At 68.2% G+C, this 16,596-nt stretch carries 17 protein-coding genes and 1 tRNA gene; 13 read left to right on the forward strand and 5 right to left on the reverse strand.

The genetic code is table 11. The annotated features are described in order from the left end of the window. Positions 1-15: 15 nt before the first annotated feature. Complete coding sequence (locus JJ691_RS31075) at positions 16-1,014, reverse strand: alpha/beta hydrolase (RefSeq protein WP_249227128.1); 999 nt, start codon at positions 1,012-1,014, stop codon at positions 16-18. 123 nt (positions 1,015-1,137) lie between these two features. Between JJ691_RS31075 and JJ691_RS31080 the strand changes: the two genes are divergently transcribed. Continuing rightward, the gene (locus JJ691_RS31080; protein WP_249227129.1) at positions 1,138-1,737 is read left to right on the forward strand and encodes a nucleotidyltransferase family protein; all 600 of its coding nucleotides are present in this window, start codon (positions 1,138-1,140) and stop codon (positions 1,735-1,737) included. Between the two features lie 58 nt (positions 1,738-1,795). On the opposite strand, the gene JJ691_RS31085 is transcribed toward JJ691_RS31080, so the two are convergent. Then, positions 1,796-2,977 carry a glycoside hydrolase family 27 protein gene (locus JJ691_RS31085; protein ID WP_249227130.1) on the reverse strand — a complete coding sequence of 394 codons (1,182 nt, stop codon included), beginning with the start codon at positions 2,975-2,977 and terminating at the stop codon, positions 1,796-1,798. 1,061 nt (positions 2,978-4,038) lie between these two features. On the opposite strand from JJ691_RS31085, the gene JJ691_RS31090 reads away from it, so the two are divergent. The 4 genes from JJ691_RS31090 (at position 4,039) to JJ691_RS31105 (ending at position 7,958) form a co-directional block, all read left to right on the forward strand. Next, positions 4,039-4,641 (forward strand): TetR/AcrR family transcriptional regulator, encoded by a 603-nt coding sequence (locus JJ691_RS31090; protein WP_211763141.1) that lies wholly within the window; start codon positions 4,039-4,041, stop codon positions 4,639-4,641. Between the two features lie 114 nt (positions 4,642-4,755). Then, positions 4,756-6,789 carry an MDR family MFS transporter gene (locus JJ691_RS31095; protein WP_211763142.1) on the forward strand — a complete coding sequence of 678 codons (2,034 nt, stop codon included), beginning with the start codon at positions 4,756-4,758 and terminating at the stop codon, positions 6,787-6,789. Between the two features lie 119 nt (positions 6,790-6,908). Beyond that, positions 6,909-7,277 (forward strand): hypothetical protein, encoded by a 369-nt coding sequence (locus JJ691_RS31100; protein WP_211763143.1) that lies wholly within the window; start codon positions 6,909-6,911, stop codon positions 7,275-7,277. Between the two features lie 72 nt (positions 7,278-7,349). Next, a complete protein-coding gene (locus tag JJ691_RS31105) occupies positions 7,350-7,958 on the forward strand; it encodes a TetR/AcrR family transcriptional regulator (protein WP_211763144.1) in 609 nt (202 codons plus the stop codon). A gap of 48 nt (positions 7,959-8,006) precedes the next feature. Here JJ691_RS31105 and JJ691_RS31110 read toward each other — a convergent pair whose 3' ends face one another. Continuing rightward, a complete protein-coding gene (locus JJ691_RS31110) occupies positions 8,007-8,228 on the reverse strand; it encodes a DUF3618 domain-containing protein (protein WP_116179107.1) in 222 nt (73 codons plus the stop codon). 99 nt (positions 8,229-8,327) lie between these two features. Between JJ691_RS31110 and JJ691_RS31115 the strand changes: the two genes are divergently transcribed. Further along, a tRNA-Leu gene (locus tag JJ691_RS31115) sits at positions 8,328-8,401 on the forward strand. Positions 8,402-8,543: 142 nt separating this feature from the next. After that, positions 8,544-9,161 carry an alpha-ketoglutarate-dependent dioxygenase AlkB family protein gene (locus tag JJ691_RS31120; RefSeq protein WP_442912786.1) on the forward strand — a complete coding sequence of 206 codons (618 nt, stop codon included), beginning with the start codon at positions 8,544-8,546 and terminating at the stop codon, positions 9,159-9,161. On the opposite strand, the gene JJ691_RS31125 is transcribed toward JJ691_RS31120, so the two are convergent. Then, entirely contained in the window at positions 9,133-9,735 is a 603-nt protein-coding gene (locus JJ691_RS31125) for a TetR/AcrR family transcriptional regulator (RefSeq protein ID WP_249227131.1), read from the reverse strand. The two genes, JJ691_RS31120 and JJ691_RS31125, sit on opposite strands and share 29 nt — an antisense overlap. 220 nt (positions 9,736-9,955) lie before the next feature. Here JJ691_RS31125 and JJ691_RS31130 point away from each other — a divergent pair, with 220 nt between their 5' ends. The 5 genes from JJ691_RS31130 to JJ691_RS31150 all read left to right on the forward strand — a co-directional run bounded on the left by JJ691_RS31130 (position 9,956) and on the right by JJ691_RS31150 (position 15,427). After that, a complete protein-coding gene (locus tag JJ691_RS31130) occupies positions 9,956-10,483 on the forward strand; it encodes a hypothetical protein (protein WP_211763146.1) in 528 nt (175 codons plus the stop codon). Between the two features lie 35 nt (positions 10,484-10,518). After that, positions 10,519-10,992, forward strand: coding sequence for a thioredoxin-dependent thiol peroxidase (gene bcp / locus JJ691_RS31135; RefSeq protein WP_211763147.1), 474 nt, complete (start codon positions 10,519-10,521; stop codon positions 10,990-10,992). A gap of 86 nt (positions 10,993-11,078) precedes the next feature. Beyond that, the gene (locus JJ691_RS31140) at positions 11,079-11,630 is read left to right on the forward strand and encodes a hypothetical protein (protein WP_211763148.1); all 552 of its coding nucleotides are present in this window, start codon (positions 11,079-11,081) and stop codon (positions 11,628-11,630) included. A 279-nt stretch (positions 11,631-11,909) separates the two neighbouring features. Beyond that, positions 11,910-12,245 (forward strand): DMT family transporter, encoded by a 336-nt coding sequence (locus tag JJ691_RS31145; protein ID WP_211763149.1) that lies wholly within the window; start codon positions 11,910-11,912, stop codon positions 12,243-12,245. After that, the gene (locus tag JJ691_RS31150; RefSeq protein WP_211763150.1) at positions 12,242-15,427 is read left to right on the forward strand and encodes an NACHT N-terminal Helical domain 1-containing protein; all 3,186 of its coding nucleotides are present in this window, start codon (positions 12,242-12,244) and stop codon (positions 15,425-15,427) included. Before JJ691_RS31145 ends, JJ691_RS31150 begins: the two co-directional genes overlap by 4 nt. Here JJ691_RS31150 and JJ691_RS31155 read toward each other — a convergent pair. Beyond that, positions 15,418-15,753: a winged helix-turn-helix transcriptional regulator gene (locus JJ691_RS31155; RefSeq protein ID WP_211763151.1), complete on the reverse strand. Its 336-nt coding sequence runs from the start codon at positions 15,751-15,753 to the stop codon at positions 15,418-15,420. The genes JJ691_RS31150 and JJ691_RS31155 overlap by 10 nt on opposite strands. Before the next feature lie 73 nt (positions 15,754-15,826). On the opposite strand from JJ691_RS31155, the gene JJ691_RS31160 reads away from it, so the two are divergent. Continuing rightward, entirely contained in the window at positions 15,827-16,585 is a 759-nt protein-coding gene (locus JJ691_RS31160; RefSeq protein ID WP_211763152.1) for a group II truncated hemoglobin, read from the forward strand. Positions 16,586-16,596 lie beyond the last annotated feature (11 nt).

Here is a 16,596-nt window from a genome sequence, read left to right on the forward strand (position 1 = left end):
GACCGGACGCGGTGTTTACGGTTGGACGGCGCCTCCCTTCCCGGCCCCGACGGCGGTCATCAGCATCGGGAAGGACGCATGGAGTTCACGCTGCCAGTAGGGCCAGCTGTGGGTGCCCGGCCCGTACAGGTCGACCGTGGCCGGGATGTGCAGTGCTCGCAGCCGGTCGACCAGCGCGGACGTCTCCGCGCCGTGCAGCGCCTCGCTCTGGTTGAACCCGGTGCCCGGCGGGTCCAGCGGACCTGGCTCGCCGTTGCCGCAGGCGACGAACAACTTGGTGCCACGCAACAAGAAGGCCAGATCCACCGGGTTGTGTGCGGCCCACACGAGTGGCTGCTTGGTCGGATCGCCCCAGAGCGCGTTCGGATCATGACCATTGCTCGTGACGATCGAGATGACGTTGTTGATGGTGTCCTGGTTCAGCGTGGTGTCCAACGCCCCGCTGTAGGAGGCGGCGGCCTGGAACATGCCCGGGTGCCGGGCCGAGTAGTCGAACGCCCCGAGCCCGCCCATGGACAGGCCGGCGATCGCCCGCCGCGTCCCGGCCCGGTAGCCGCGCTCCAGCAGCTGCCGCAGCTCGACGGTGTGGAACGTCTCCCAGGCCGGACCACTCAGCCAGTTCGAGTAGTAGCCGTCGGGCCCGGCCTCCGGCATCGCCACCAGCACATCGGTGCCGGCGGTGAGCGCGGCGACATCGGTCTGGCGGGTCCACGACGTGTAGTCGTCGCAGCAGCCGTGCAGCAGATAGAGCACCGGCCAGCGGGCACTGGGCTTGGAATCCCAGTCCGGCGGCAGCAGCAGCCGGGTCATCGCGGTGCGGCCGAGCGCCGGCGACTGGATGGTCAGATCGAGAGTCCTTGGGGCGACCAGGTTCTGGCTCACGACGGTGGCTCCGTCGTCGGCCCGCACCGCTTGCGCCGCCCCCGCGATCGAGGCGACCGAGCCGGCCACCAGGCCGGCCACCACCAGCGCCACCCCGACCAGGAGGCGCCGGATCACCGCACGTGTCCGCATGGGCACACAGTGGCACACGAACCTGGCAGTCAAACCGATCCTGTCCCGAGCGGGACAGAACGACACCGGGTTGGCGGAGTGAAAGCCGGCGACCGGCCCCGCCGCGAGTGGTAGGCATGGGCGGTGATCAGCCAACTGCCGGTCGACGAACAACTCGACGCCTTCCGCGAAGTGCTGTCGCGCAACGAAGTGCTGACGGAGGTGCTGACCCGGTCGGCGTCGATGGGACTGCCCGGCTGGTACCTGACGGCGGGCTGCCTGTTCCAGACCGTCTGGAACGCGGTCACCAACCGGACCGCCGACGCGGGCATCAAGGACTACGACCTGTTCTACTTCGACGCCACCGACCTGTCCTGGGCGGCGGAGGACACGGTGATCCAGTCGGCGAAGCAGGTCTTCGCCGACGTACCCGCCGAGGTGGAGATCCGCAACGAGGCACGGGTCCACCTCTGGTACGAGGAGAAGTTCGGGACGCCGTGCCCGGCCCACACGTGCACCGAGGACGCGATTGACTCCTTCGCCGCGACCACGAGCTGCCTGGGGGTCCGCCTCGAACCAGGCGGCCGCTGGCGCGTCTACGCCCCACACGGCTTCTCCGACGTGTTCAACCTCGTCGTCCGCCCGAATCCGGTGCTGGCACCCCGTGCTGTCTACGAGGCCAAGGCCGGCCGATGGCTCCGCCAGTGGCCCGAGTTGACCGTCCTGCCCTGGCCGACAGCCTGATCACCAGAAGGGCGTGTTCCCGGGGGTTTCGCGCCCGGGAACACACCCATCGGAATGGTCAGTGGACCCGGTAGACAACCGTGCCGTGGGCCGGGACTGAGGCGCTGATCGGCCCGGTGGTGGTGGACTTCGCCTTGGACCACAGGTCGGTCAGCGAGTGCGTGCCCGCGGAGACGCCGATCGCCGACAGCGTGGTGGAGATCTTGGCGGTGCTGCCGGTCTCGTTGAACAGGGCGACGGCGGTGTCGCCGTCAGCCAGCGGCTTGCGGATCACGTGCAGGCCGTTGGCGGCCGAGATCTCGTTGCCCTGCACGCCTTTCGCGTCCTGGTCGAGAGCGATCACGTCAGCGTTGCGCAGGATGGTCAGGGTGGCCGAGGAGGCCTTGCGGATGTCCGAGCCGATCAGCAGCGGCGCGGACATCATGGCCCACAGGGTGAAGTGGCTGCGGTACTCGGTGTCGGACATCTTGCCGTTGCCGACCTCGAGCATGTCGGGGTCGTTCCAGTGCCCGGGCCCGGCGTACTTGCCCAGCTTGATGTTGGCCTTGTAGATGGACAGCATCTTCGAGTACGAGTCGTTGATGTCCCCGGTGGTGCGCCAGGAGTTTCCGACCGACGCGGCCCAGGTCCACGGCTGGTTCTGGCCCCACTCGCAGATCGAGTACAGGATCGGCCGGCCGGTGGCGGCCAGCGCGTCGCGCATCGCGGTGTACCGCTTCTTGGCGTCCTGCCCCTGGTTGTTGCAGTTGTCGTACTTGAGGTAGTCCACGCCCCACGACGCCCACAGCGCGGCGTCCTGCTTCTCGTGCCCGAGGCCGCCGGGGAAACCGGCCTTGTTGCACGTCTTGGTGCCGGCGCTGGAATACAGCCCGAACTTCAGGCCCTTCGAGTGCACGTAGTCGGCGACGGCCTTGATGCCGTGCGGGAAACGCGTCTTGTCCGGCACCAGGTTGCCGCTGGCGTCCCGGCTCGACTGCGCCCAGCAGTCGTCCAGGTTCACGTACTGGTAGCCGGCGTCCTTGAGGCCGGTGGACACCAAGGTGTCGGCGATGCCCTTGACGAAGGCCTCGTTGAACTGGGACCCGCACTGCGTGAGGTTCCAGTTGTTGAAGCCCATCTGCGGGGTCAGGGCCAGTCCGTTGTCCAGGGCCAGCGCCGGGGTGGCGGCAGTCGCCCCGAGCACCCCCGACCCGACCAGCGCCGCGACCGCGGCCAACGCGGTCAGCACAGTCCTGCGCACGTTCGTTCCTCCAGCTTGTCGGCTTCGGACACGTGCGCGGCGGCGACGGCGAGCGGGTCAAAACGTAGGAGGTCCAGACCGCGAGCACAAGGACCTAAAGGCCATATGCCTCCTTTCGCCGGCACACATCGGAGCTCCGGTTGGTCCGGTCGGCCTACTGCCCGGTAGTTATCACGGGTCCGAACGAACCGACCGAACGGGTGAAGCCGTGAACGCGCACGGTGACACTCTGTGCTCACATCGTGGCCAAACCCGACGCTACTACACCTTTGAGTTAGTACTCCCTTAACGAAATGGAGTATTGAGGACGCTGCCATCTGGTGGCTCAATGAGTCCGACACGGATCCGTCTCCGGGTCCGTACGAACTCGAAAGGGTGACGCCTGCCATGCGACCTGGTCAACCGGACATCGACCACGTCGATCTCCCGATCGGGACGGCCGCGCGCCTTTCGGGTTTCCGCACCCTTCCTCTTCTCGGGTGACGAATGTGTCATCTTCGCGACGCAGGGCAACCTGCGCATCAGCCCTGCCGTGCCGGCCGGGAACCGACCACACAGGAGGTGCTATGACAGAAGTCCCGGACCCGCGGCTGACGGAACCACCGACTCACGACCGCGACGGCGGTCTCAGACAGGTGCGTTCCACCGCACGCCGGGCAGCGGTTTTTCCCGACCGCTGAGCCGGCGCCGGCAGCTCACCGCGCGTCCCGGCTTCCGGTGGAGAGGGCCCCAGGGCCACGGTGGCCCTCTCCACCGGAAGTCTGTGCCTATGCCGCGCATTCCGCGCGGGGCTCGGCCCCTTGAGGGCCAATGCCTCGCACTCTCCTGCACTGACGGCCGAAATCCGGCGATAGTCGACTCCAGTTGAGGCCATTATCATCGGGAGCGGAAATAAATTTGTCGATAATTGCCGAAGGGTGCGGCTCGACGAATGAGGGCGTCCTACGTGCGGGTTCTCGCGCCAACACGCCAATTAAACTGTTCGGGTGACGTCCGCGCTACGCCGAACGGAGCGCCCCGCGCCCGGCGTGGACCGGCGGCGTCGAAGTAGGGTCCCCGGAATGTCGTCCCCGTCGCGCAGACGCGTCCCCCTCGACACCCCGGAACGCCTCGCGGAGGTGCTGACCGCAGCCCTCGACGTGGTCGCGGAGGTCGGCTACGAGCGGTTCAACATGGACCTCGTCGCCCAGAAGGCGCACGTCAGCAAGGGCAGCCTCTACCAGCGCTGGCCGTCGAAGGCTCACCTGATCGTGGCCGCGCTGAACGCGAACCGGGTCGAGGTCGTGGCCCCGGACACCGGCTCGTATCTCGGGGACGTGCGCGAGCTGTGCAAGCGGTGGCTGCGGGCCGAGGTGCCGGGCGACCGGCGGGGGCTGCTGCTGGCGCTGTTGGAGGGCAGCCGCCGGGACCTGGAGCTGTCGCGGCTGATGACCGAGCAGATGGGCCAGGGCGGCACCAACCCGATGGCCGAGGTGCTGGCCGCCGCCGACGCCCGCGGCGAGCTTCCGCCCGGATTGGATCTGGAGCTGATGGCCGAGCTGCCGCTGGCGGTGGCCATCAGCGGCCTGCTGTTCCGGGACGCGCCGCTGACCGAGCAGCTGATCGACCGGATCGTCGACGGCCTGCTCGCGCCGCTGCTGGGTCAGCGGGATCACAGTCGATAGAACAGAACTGTTCTGTACGCTTACACCCGGGATCTCACCTCTCCGGGTGACGTCCGCTGCGGCGGACCGCCCGGTGCGGTGAAGTCGGAACCAACTCGGGACGAGGGGGCGTGCATGGCTGCCACCACCGCTGTCGAGCCGGACACCGCGAACGTCAGCCGCGGCCGGACGAACGCGATCTTCGGTGTGGTGCTGCTCGGCGTGCTGCTGGCAGCACTGGACCAGACCATCGTGGGCACGGCGCTGCCCACGATCGTCGGCGACCTGGGCGGGGCCGGCCACCTGTCCTGGGTGGTCACCGCCTACCTGCTGGCCGAGACGATCATGACGGTGATCGTCGGCAAGTTCGGCGACCTGTTCGGCCGCAAGCGCATGTTCCAGCTGTCGGTGGTGATCTTCGGCGTCGGCTCGTTCTTCTCCGGCTTCGCCGACTCCATGACCTGGCTGATCATCTGGCGCGCGGTGCAGGGCATCGGCGGCGGCGGCCTGATGGTCACCGCCACGGCCCTGATCGCCGACTTCATCCCGCTCCGCGAACGCGGCAAGTACCAGGGCATCCTCGGCTCGGTGTTCGGCGTGGTGACGGTGGCCGGCCCGATGCTCGGCGGCCTGTTCGTCGACCACCTGTCCTGGCGCTGGGCCTTCTACGTCAACATCCCGCTGGTCGTGGTGGTGCTGATCGTCGCCGCGGCGGCCATGCCCTCGGTGAAGTCCGCGCTCAAGCCGGTCGTCGACTACCTCGGCATCCTGCTGATCGGCCTGGCCGTGACCGGGCTGACCCTGGTCACCAGCTGGGGCGGCTCCACCTACGCGTGGAACTCGCCGGAGATCATCTGGATGTCGGTCGGCTCGCTGGTGCTGCTGGGCCTGTTCGTGGCGGTCGAACTGCGGGCCAAGGAACCGATGCTGCCGATGCGGCTGTTCCGCAACCCGGTGTTCACGGTGTCGGGCATCCTCAGCTTCATCGTCGGCTTCGCCATGCTCGGCGCGCTGTCGTTCCTGCCCACGTACATGCAGTACGTGCAGGGCACCGACGCCACCACGTCCGGCATCCGGCTGCTGCCGATGGTGATCGGCCTGCTGGTCTCGTCGATCCTGTCCGGCAACATCGTCAGCAAGACCGGCCGGTACAAGGTCTTCCCGATCCTGGGCAGCATCGGCATCAGCGCCGGCCTGTACCTGCTGTCGCTGCTCAACCCGGACACCGGGATCGTGCTGTCCTCGCTGTACATGCTGGTGCTCGGCGTCGGCATCGGCCTGGCCATGCAGGTGCTGACCATCGCCGTGCAGAACACCGTCGACTACGCCGACCTCGGCGTGGCCACCTCCGGCGTGACGTTCCTGCGCTCCATCGGCAGCTCGTTCGGCGCCGCCATCTTCGGCTCCATCTACTCCAGCCAGCTGACCACCAACCTGGGGACCACGCTGGCCCGCAACCCGCTGCCCGCGGGCGTCGACCCGCACGTGACGGCGGTGCCGTCGCTGCTGCACGCCCTGCCCGACGCGATATCGCGGCCGATCGTGCAGGCCTACTCCGACTCGCTGCACACGGTGTTCCTGTACGCGGTGCCGTTCGGCCTGCTGGCGCTGGTGGTGTCGTTCTTCCTCAAGGAGATGCCGCTGCGGGACACCTCCCGGGCCAGCGCGCCGGAGCTCGGCGAGGGCTTCGCGATGCCCGACTCCCGGGACTCCGACCAGGAGCTGGAGCGGCAGATCGCCACGCTGATGTTCCGGGAGCGCCACAAGGCCGCGCCGGCGATCCTCGGCCGCGCGGGCAGCAGCCTGGACGAAGGCGGCGTCTGGTGCCTGCTGCGCGTCAAGTTCCAGCACAAGCTGCAGCGGCCGGCGACGATCGAGGCGATCGCCGAGAAGCACCGGCTGCCGGCCAAGGTGATCGAGCCGGCGTTCGTCGCCCTGGAGTACGCCGGCTACCTGGAGCAGGACGGCGAGGAGCTGGCGCTGACCGAGCGCGGCCGGACCGAGTTCGACCGGCTCGCCCACGCCTGGCGGGACTGGCTGGTCGAGCGGCTGTCGGACTGGCGGCAGGACAGCCGGGCCGATCTGGACGCGGCGATCGACCGGGTGGCCCTGCGAATGATCGAACAGGCAGGAGATGAGCAGCGACAAGGGCGGCACGCTTTGGTGTAACGCAGATGGCGGTCACCCGATCGGTGTAACGTCGTCATGCGTCCGACGGGGCCGCGTCTCACCTGAGCGGCCCCGTTCGGCCAGGGGAGGCCGCGACGCTACGGGGAGGGTGATCAAGGATGGGCGCGACACCGATTCTGGTGAACTACCAGCCGCAGGGCGAGGACTGGACGGTCAACGTCGAGTCCGACGGCACGGTGCTGACCGAACAGGCCCCCGGCCTGATCGCCGCCCGCGACCGCGCCGACCAGATGGTCGAACAGCTCACCGGCGCGGACAACGACCGCAAGCCGACCGTCGTGCACCTGCTCGAGGGCGACGCGTTCGCGTTCACCACGGCCTACCTGCACGCCCGGCACGGCCTGAGCACCCAGCCCAAGCCCCCGGCCGTCGACACGCCCGTCGCCGAGCCGCCCACCGTCGGCGAGAACACCCAGGAGATGGACCTGTCCGAACTGGCCGACGACAAGGCCGAGACCGACAACTGAGCCACCCGACCGGCTGATTGCACTTAGGATGATCCCCGATAGGCGACCTGAAGCCGTATCGGGAGGCTGGTCTTGGCCACAACGTCGTACGCGGAGCAGGCAAACGCGGCCGCCCGCGGCCGGCCGAGAGACGCCACCCGCGACGAGGCGCTGCGCCGCGCGGCCCTGGAAGTGATGGCCGAGGTCGGCTACCGCGCGTTGACGATGGACGCCGTCGCGGCCAAGGCCCGCGCCGGCAAGGCCACCATCTACCGGCGCTGGGAATCCAAGCTCGACCTGGTCATCGACACCGTCAACCAGCTCGTGCACCAGAACATCCCCGAGCCCGACACCGGTTCCCTCCTCGGCGACCTGCGGGAATTCCTCAGCGCCTTCGCCGCGTTCCTGTCCGGCCCCACCGGCAAGGCCGCCCAAGCCCTCGTCGGCGAGCTGCCGCACGAGCCCGAACTGGCGACCGCGTTCCGGGAGACGTTCCTGGTGGCCCAGCGGGACGTGCTGCGCGGCATCATCGACCGCGGCACGGCTCGCGGCGAAGTCCGCCTCGACGCCCCGCGCGGCATGGCCGTCGAACTCGCCGGCGCCGCGTTGACCTACCGGCTGATGCTCACCGGCGACCCGCTCGACGACACCTTCGTCGACCGGCTCGTCGACCAGGTCCTGCTGCCGCTGTTGCGACCCTGAACACACGAAACCCCCGCCTCCGCCAGCGGCAGAGCGGGGGTTGTCGAGTCAGCGGAACAGCTTGCGCACCACCAGGACGCCGACCAGCACACCGACGCCGATCAACGCGTACTTCACCCGCGGATCGGACAGCCGGGCCCGGACCGCGTCCTTGCCCTGGTCCACGTACTGCTTCGGATTGGCCTTCACGGCCAACTCGTCCAGGGTGGCGGCCAGCGCGTCCCGCGCCTGCTCGATCTCGCGCTGGATGGTGTCGGGATCGCGAGCCACTTGTCCTCCTCGCCGTGCGTGCCTGAACCACCGTAGTTGACCACGTTGAGACCCGCTCCTGGGGCCCGCCGGAGGGAGCCCGCTAGGCTTGCCGGAGAGGGGGCCGTAGCCCAATTGGCAGAGGCACACGGTTTAGGTCCGTGCCAGTGTCGGTTCGAGTCCGACCGGCCCTACGCGATGGCGTTTTCCCTGCTCGCGGGGAGGCGCTCGCCGGATCGCTCCGGTGTTGTTTCTGGGGGGCGACCCCCAGACCCCCGAGGCGGGGCTGCGCCCCGCGGGCGTTGGCCGCCTGTGCAGGAGGGGCCCGTGGATTCGATGTTCGAGCGCGAACCGGCGGAGATCGCGCCGGGAGCTGTCCACACGCCCGACTGGCTGAACCTGGACGAGCAGCGGCGGCTGGTGGTGGCGTGCCGGGAATGGGCGGCGCAGCCGGCGGGCATGCGGCACACGCGGCTGCCCAGCGGCGGCGTGATGTCGGTGCAGACGGTGTGCCTGGGCTGGCACTGGATCCCGTACCGCTACAGCCGTGTCACCGAGGACGGCTCCCCGGTGAAGCCGATGCCGGACTGGCTCACGGAGCTGGGGTCCCGGGCCGTGGGCGATCCCGGCTACCGGCCGGACGTCGCGTTGGTCAACTTCTACGACCAGGCCGCGAAAATGGGGATGCACCAGGACAAGGACGAGCGCAGCGACGCGCCCGTGGTGTCACTGAGCATCGGGGACAGCTGCGTGTTCCGGTTCGGCAACACCGAGCATCGCAACCGGCCATGGACCGACGTGGAGCTGCGGTCCGGGGATCTGTTCGTGTTCGGCGGGCCGTCGCGGTTCGCGTATCACGGCGTGACCAAGACCCTGCCCGGCACCGGCGATCCGGCGACCGGCCTGGCGGCCGGGCGCATCAACATCACGCTTCGGGTGTCCGGCCTGGACTGACCGGCCGCATGCCGTCGCAGACCACGCCGACGATCAGCTCCGGCGCGGCGGTGCCCTGCCGGGCCATGACCAGGCAGCCCACCATGAACGTTTTCACGTCGGCCGCGGTCAGCTCGGGCCGCACCTCGCCGGCGGCCTGGGCCTTGGCCAGCAACTCACCGAGGCCGGTCATCATCACCGACCGGGCCTGGGCGGTCAGCTCCTGGTTGAAGCTGCCGCTGGCCGCCATGGCGTCGAACAGGGCCTTGTTCAGGCTGGCGTCGCGCACCATGTGCTCGAAGAACGCGAAGAAGCCCTTGCCCGCGTCCGGCCCCTGGGCCAGCTCGCGGGCGGTCTCGCCGATCCCGCTCAGCCGCTCCACGATGATCGCCTGGAACAGCGCGTCCTTGGTCGGGAAGTGCCGGTAGACGGTGCCGACGCCGACCCCGGCCCGGCGGGCGATCTCGTCGATCGGGACGGCCAGGCCCTCCTCGGCGAACACCTGCTGGGCCACCTCGAGCACCCGGGCGCGGTTGCGCCGGGCGTCGGCGCGCAGCGGCCTGCCGGCGACGGTCGGGGAGTCGGCTGGAGTCACCCCCCGACTCTAGGACGCGGCCCGCCCCGCGGTCGCCCTCGTCACCACTGTGGACCAACCGGACATGCCACAGATTTCTGTGGTCACGCCCACACTCCGTCGTCGGTCGGTTACGGGTTGGCCACATCCGTGCACCAGCTGTGCCTCGACCGGCGTAACCGGTTGACCCTGACACCCGACCGGCGGCCAAGGTGGAGAGGTTTGGTCGAGGGGAGCGGAAGTGCGGATCGTCAGGCTGGTCGGGGCGGCGTGCCTCGCCACGCTGCTGGCCGGGTGCGGGGCGACCGCGCAGCCCCAGCTGTCGGTGGTGACGAGCGACGCGAACCCGACCGTCGGCCAGATGGCGCGCACCCTGGACGCGGCCTTCGGGGACCGCCGGACCTGGCCGAACGGCCTGGCCATCACCCTGTCGCAGCCCCGGTCGACCAAGCCGAGCAGCACGGCCTACCCGCAGGCGGCCCGGGCGGCGGTGTTCGAGCTGACCGTGGAGAACGGCACCACCTCGACGTACCGGCCCTCGCAGCTGGCCTTGAAGGCCACTCTCGACGGCCAGCCCGCGCAGGAGGTGGTCGACCCGGCGCAGGGCCTCGGCGGTTACGTGGCCGCGCAGGAGGATCTCGCGCCGGGCAAGTCGGTGCAGTTGACCGTGGCCTTCGCGATGCCGGAACAGCCCGCCGGTCTGCGCGTCCTGGTGCTGCCGGACGTGGTGGACGCGGTGCCGGCGGTGGCCTTCGCGGGGACCGCCTAGCCGGATTGTCGGTCCGGCACGCTACGTTCGCCGGTATGACAGAGCAGACGCGGCTGGCCGTCGGCGACACGGCGCCGGACTTCACGCTCCTGGACAGCGAGGGCAACAAGGTCTCGCTGTCCGACTACCGCGGGCGGCAGGTCGTCGTGTACTTCTACCCGGCCGCGATGACGCCGGGCTGCACCAAGCAGGCCTGCGACTTCCGGGACAACCTGGCCGAGTTCAACGACGCCGGCTTCGCGGTGCTGGGCGTCTCCCCGGACAAGGTGGAGAAGCTGGCCAAGTTCCGGGACGCGGAGGGGCTGACCTTCCCGCTGCTCTCGGACGCCGACAAGGCGGTGATGCAGCGCTGGGCCGTGTTCGGCGAGAAGCAGAACTACGGCCGCACGGTGATGGGCGTGATCCGGTCCACCTTCATCGTGGACGCCGACGGCAAGATCGCCAAGGCGTCGTACAACGTGCGGGCCACCGGGCACGTGGCCAAGCTCCGCAAGGACCTCGGCATCTGATCGCGGCGACGGCGGTTTTCGACCGGACCCGCCGGCAGGCGGTCCGGTGGCGCGGGGCGGAGCTGATCTTCCGCTCGGCGTCGCTGGTGAAGCTGCTGATCGCGTTGGACGTGCTGGAGCGGCGGCCGGCCTCGCCGCAGCTGTGCGACGCGCTGCGGCTGATGCTGTCGGCCAGCGACGACGACGTGGCCAACGAGCTGTGGGACGCCGACGGCGGCCCGGAGATCGTCGAGCGGACGGCCCGGCGGCTGGCGCTGCCGGCGGCGCGCCCGCCGGAGATCGCCGGCCGCTGGGGCGACACGATGCTGGGCATCGGGGACGTCGTCGCGACGTACCAGCACATTCTGGGATCGCAGTGGCGAGAGCTGATCCTGGGCGCGCTGGCCGCCGCACCCCGGTACGGCGCCGACGGCTTCGACCAGCACTTCGGCATCCCGGGCCGGCTGCCCCGGCCGTGGGCGGTGAAACAGGGCTGGTCGGCCAGCCCGCGGGATGTGGTGCTGCACACCAGCGGCCTGGTCGGGCCCGGCTGGCGTTTTGTGGCGGTCGTGCTGGCGTCCTTCCCCGTCGGCACCGACTGGGCGATGGCCGCCTCGGCGGTGGATGACGAGGTCAGCGCCCTGTCGTCCGACCTGTGAGGCCCCCGATTGGGGTAAGCTGACGCTGAGGGCTGGCGAATGGCCGCCCCAGTTCACGCAGAGGGTGATACGCCGTGTGTGGTTCCTCCACACCAAGCGGTCCTGAGCGTCCCTCCAAGTTCGTCCTGCGGGTCCACTTCCCGACCAGAGGCGGTTGAGTACGGGCCGATAGGCCCCATCCCCCGCTAACCGCCAATTTTTTGGCGGTCCCTTTCGCGCACCCCGACCCACCTGCCGTGGTGTCGGCTGTTGGCGCGCGCCCGAAACCTGGACCCAGCAATGCTGATGTGGATTCTGCTCGTCCTCGCCATCGTCGCCGAGGTGTTCGCGACGATCATGTTGAAACTGTCCAACGGCCTGACCCAGCCGCTGCCCGTGCTCGGCCTGATCGCCGGCTACGCGCTGGCGTTCTTCCTTGAGTCACAAGTGATTCAGCTCGGCATGCCGATGCCCGTCACCTACGCCGTGTGGGCCGGCGGCGGCATCGCCCTCGTTGTTGTCGCCAACCGGGTCCTGTTCTCGGAACCCGTGTCGGCACTGACCATCGGCGGCATGGCCCTGATCCTGGCCGGCGTGCTCGTGGTGCAGCTGTCGGTGAGTCACTCGGCCGCGTGATTGCCTCCGTGTGCCGTCGGGACCAGCATTCGACGGCACACGGATCCGAGGGGGCAGTCATCACTGGCATCGAAACCGCCGTGCTCAAGGTGGGCCAGACCATCGCTCAGCGCGCGGCCACCGCGTGGCTGGCTCGCCGCCGCTCCGCCAAGGAGCGTGCCTCGACGCTTGTAGAGCTGGCCGCGATGGAGCTCTCTTCGCCGCTGCAGCAGAACAAACTGCTGCACGCGATCGAGGGCATCGGCAACGAGGTCGCCGAGCAGCTCCAGTCCCTGCTCCGCGGTGCCCCAGAGAACGAGGTCTGCGCTGCACTGAACGCTGGCGGCGACGCCGTCACCGCAGCCGACCTGTCCGACGACGCGTTGTTTGCCGCCGACGTCGACGGCGAAGTCCTGGCCCGCCGCATCCGGCAGTCGGTCCGCGAGCCCGTCGGCCTTTCCGACGTCGCGACCCGCCTGTACGGGATCGTTCTGGACCAGAGCTGCCGCTACCTGGTTCAGGTGATCCAGCAGCTGCCCGCCTTCCAACCTCGCGCACTGTCCGAAGTCCTCGGCCGCCTCACGTCGTTGAGTGGCCAACTCGCCGAGCTGCTGAGCCGTACGCCCAGGGCAAGCCTTGAGGCGCCTCAGGGAACCAATCACGATGAGGCGTTTCGGACCCGATACCTCGACCACCTGGCGAAGACGTTGGACAAGCTGGAACTGCTCGGTTTGTCCATGCGCCAGCGGCCTCGGCTCGATTTGAGCCTGGCCTACCTCAGCCTGACCGCATCGGCCGAGGAACGCATCCGCGGCAAGGCCCATAAGACGATCGATCGTTGGTCTCAGAAGCGTCGCGCACACGTCGACACCCTTCGGATCGAGGCCGCTCTCGCCGGTTCGGACCGCACTCTGGTGCGCGGCGAAGCCGGTTCCGGCAAGACCACTTTGTTGGACTGGCTCGCGGTCGGCGCCTCGCGCGCCAGCTTCACCGATCAGCTCACCGAGTGGAACGGTCTCACGCCGTTCGTGATCCGACTACGACGCTGCGTCGACACCGACCTACCCAAGCCCGCTCAGTTCCTGGAGCACGTCGCTCCGATGCTGGCCGGTTTGATGCCCCACCTCTGGGTTGAGCGGCAACTTTCGAGCCAGCGGGCGCTGGTGCTCATCGACGGCGTCGACGAGGTGCCGCCGGCCAAGCGGCGAGCCGCGCGATTGTGGCTTCACGAGCTCGTGACCACATTTCGCGGGATCAAGTGCGTGGTCACCAGCCGGCCGGCTGCGGCCGAGCGCAATTGGCTTGCCGAAGAGGGTTTCGGGTCGGTCGACCTCGACCAGATGAGCCCGAACGACGTGCGGATCTTCTTGCAGCGCTGGCACGAAGCCGCCGCGCAGGCCAAGTCGCTGCCGTGTGAGCCCGGCGATCTCCCAGCGGCCGAACAGCGTTTGCTCACCCAACTCGACGACCGCGCGCATCTGCGTGCGTTGGCCACCAACCCCTTGCTGTGCGCCATGTTGTGCGCGCTCAACCTGGATCGGGTTTCCGAGCTGCCAAGCAAGCGGATGGAGCTCTACCATCTAGCCCTCGGCATGTTACTGAACTTGCGCGACAGCGAGCGCAACATTCCCGGCCTGCTCGATGTGACTGACCAGACGGTGCTGCTGCGTGATCTCGCGTGGCGTCTCACCCAGGCCAACCGCACCGAGCTCCCTCGGGACAAGGTCCTCACGTTTGTCACCCAGAAGCTCCCCTCAATGCCCAACGTGGACGAGGACCCGGCGAAGCTCGTCGATCACCTGCTGGAACGCAGCGGCGTCGTGCGTGAACCAACACCCGGGCGCGTGGACTTCGTACACCGGACTTTCCAGGAGTATCTGGCTGCCAGCGAGGCCACTGAGACTGAGCACATCGACACTCTGGTGGCCAATGCCCACCTCGACCAGTGGCGAGAAACGATCGTGATGGCCTGCGGCCACGCCAAACGGCCACAGCTGAAGGAGTTGCTGACCGCCATTCTCGACCGCGCAGACGCCGAGCCCACGCGCGCCCGCCGGTTGCGGCTGCTCGCCGCCGCCTGCCTGGAAACCGTGTCGGATGCCGATCCTGACGTACTGGGCCGGATCGACGAGATGATCCGAACCAAGTTGGTGCCGCCGCGCAGCGTGCGGGAGACCAGGTCACTGAACTCGATCGGCCATCGACTGCTCCGCTATCTACCATCAAGTTTGGAGGAGTTAACGGAGCCGGCAGCCGCGGCGACAGTCAAGGCCGCAGTGCTCACCGCCGACCCAGAGGCCCTTCCGCTACTAGCCGAATATGCTCGCGACGGCCGCCAACGAGTACAGGAAGAACTTGCGTCAGGTTGGCAGCGCTTTAACTTCGAGCGCTACGCGAGCGAGGTACTCGCCGAGGCCAATTTGCCGAACGGCTCGATGTGGATCAGCTTTGGCGGAGCGGTCCGCCATCTCGACAAAGTGAGCAAGTTGACCGATCTGACCCTGTTTATCAACGGCAGCGAAGTCGGCGAGTTAGCAAGGTTTGCCAACCCAGCCCCTTTAAGGTCCCTCACCATTACAAATGGCAAAAACGTCAACGTTAGCCAATTCGCCGATTATCCGAACCTCAAGCAGCTAGAAGTATGGGACGCGCGAAAGGTAACCAACATCGCCAGCCTGTCACGAGCGGCGAGCCTGGACGAACTCACCCTAATGAGATGTGGGAAATGGAGAGAATTATCTCCCTTTGCAAAGCTTGAACATATCAAGGAACTATCCTTGTACAACCTCGAAAACGTGACCGACTACACACCGTTGAGTCAGTTGCACAACCTCACCAAACTGATCTTATTTGAGTCCACAGGATTGACCGCTATCGACGAAATCGGCGGCAAAAACGGTCTTCTGAACGAATACTTCCCAAACCTTGCCACCGTGATGCTAGATGGCGGAGGAATGCGCGATATCAGCGCAGTCCGCCACCTCCCCCTCCGATGCCTCAGCCTCACCGAATGCCCGATCGAGGATATCAGTACACTCGCCGACGCACCTACCCTGCACATTCTCTACCTAGACGGCTGCCAGAAAGAAATCGATCTCTCGCCGTTAGCGAACCATCCTGCCTTGAGGGCGTACATCACCGAAGGCCAGAAGGTCTGTGGTGTCGACCGACTCGGCCCGGGAGTGGAGATCCGCTACGGCTGAGGCCCGATGACCGCACCCGTGCGGTCGGCGCGGGCCTGGCCCCAGTCGTAGAGGGATTGCAGGACTGGGGCCAAGGTCTCGCCTTCGGGGCTGAGCCGGTAGTCGGTGCGGAGCTCCGGTTCGGTGGCCAGATCGCGGCGGACCAGGCCGTCGGCTTCGAGCTCACGCAGGCGTTGGGTGAGCATCTTCTCGCTGATGTCGGGGATGAGGCGCTTGAGCTGGCCGTAGCGGAGCGGGCCCTGCTTGAGGCGGGCCAGGATGAGGACGCGCCAGCGGCCGCCGACGACGTCGAGGGTGAGCTCGACCGGGCAGTGGTAGCTCCGCAACGTTGCGCCCCCTGGGTGCGTACCGGAAAGTGCGTACTTGTCGGTCTCCGGCGGCGGTGGTTGCGTCGGGCGGGTGATCACCGAGTACCTCCGCTACCGGGTTCCCGAGGGCCAGGGTAGCCAGTTCGAGCAGGCGTATCGACGGGCCGGAACAGTGCTGTCAGAGTCGCCGCAGTGTGTGGGCTGGGACGTGGCCCGAAGTGTGGACGAGCCGGCCTGCCACGTGGTGCGGATCAGGTGGACCTCGGCCGAGGGACACCTGGAGGGCTTCCGGAAGGGGCCGCACTTCCCGAGGTTCTTCGCCGAGGTGCGGCCGTACGTGGGCGACATCGAGGAGATGCGGCACTACGAGGAGCTGGCCGCGGGTGAGGGACCGCCGACGCTGTACGACTGGGCCGGCGGGGAGCAGGCGCTGACGGCGCTGACCGAGGAGTTCTACCGCCACGTGTTGCAGGACGACCTGCTGGAGCCGCTGTTCCGGGGCATGTCGCCGGACCACCCGCGCCGGGTGGCGCACTGGCTGGGCGAGGTGTTCGGCGGTCCGAAGGCGTACACCGAGGAGCGCGGCGGCTATTCGACGATGCTCGGCATGCACCTGGGCAAGGCGATCACCGAGCGGCAGCGGCGGCGGTGGGTGAGCCTGCTCCAGGACGCGGCGGACGACGTCGGCCTGCCGGCGGACCCGGAGTTCCGGGCGGCGTTCACCGGCTATCTGGAGTGGGGCACGCGGATCGCGCTGGCCAACTCGCAGCCGGACGCCCGGCCGGTCAAGCAGGCTCCCGTCCCGCGCTGGGGATGGGGGGTGGCTCCGCCCTTCACGCCGGCGCAGTAGCGCGAAAAGAG

Source organism: Kutzneria sp. CA-103260, from assembly GCF_018263855.1.
Classification (GTDB): Bacteria; Actinomycetota; Actinomycetes; order Mycobacteriales; family Pseudonocardiaceae; genus Kutzneria.

What these genes read in the sequence shown, in the direction of transcription:
- JJ691_RS31120 (WP_442912786.1), top strand. Translation starts at nt 8,544, where the DNA reads ATGTTCGAGCGCGAACCGGCGGAGATCGCGCCGGGAGCTGTCCACACG.
- JJ691_RS31090 (WP_211763141.1), top strand. Translation starts at nt 4,039, where the DNA reads ATGTCGTCCCCGTCGCGCAGACGCGTCCCCCTCGACACCCCGGAACGC.
- JJ691_RS31075 (WP_249227128.1), bottom strand. Translation starts at nt 1,014, where the DNA reads ATGCGGACACGTGCGGTGATCCGGCGCCTCCTGGTCGGGGTGGCGCTG.
- JJ691_RS31095 (WP_211763142.1), top strand. Translation starts at nt 4,756, where the DNA reads ATGGCTGCCACCACCGCTGTCGAGCCGGACACCGCGAACGTCAGCCGC.
- JJ691_RS31145 (WP_211763149.1), top strand. Translation starts at nt 11,910, where the DNA reads ATGCTGATGTGGATTCTGCTCGTCCTCGCCATCGTCGCCGAGGTGTTC.
- JJ691_RS31100 (WP_211763143.1), top strand. Translation starts at nt 6,909, where the DNA reads ATGGGCGCGACACCGATTCTGGTGAACTACCAGCCGCAGGGCGAGGAC.
- bcp (WP_211763147.1), top strand. Translation starts at nt 10,519, where the DNA reads ATGACAGAGCAGACGCGGCTGGCCGTCGGCGACACGGCGCCGGACTTC.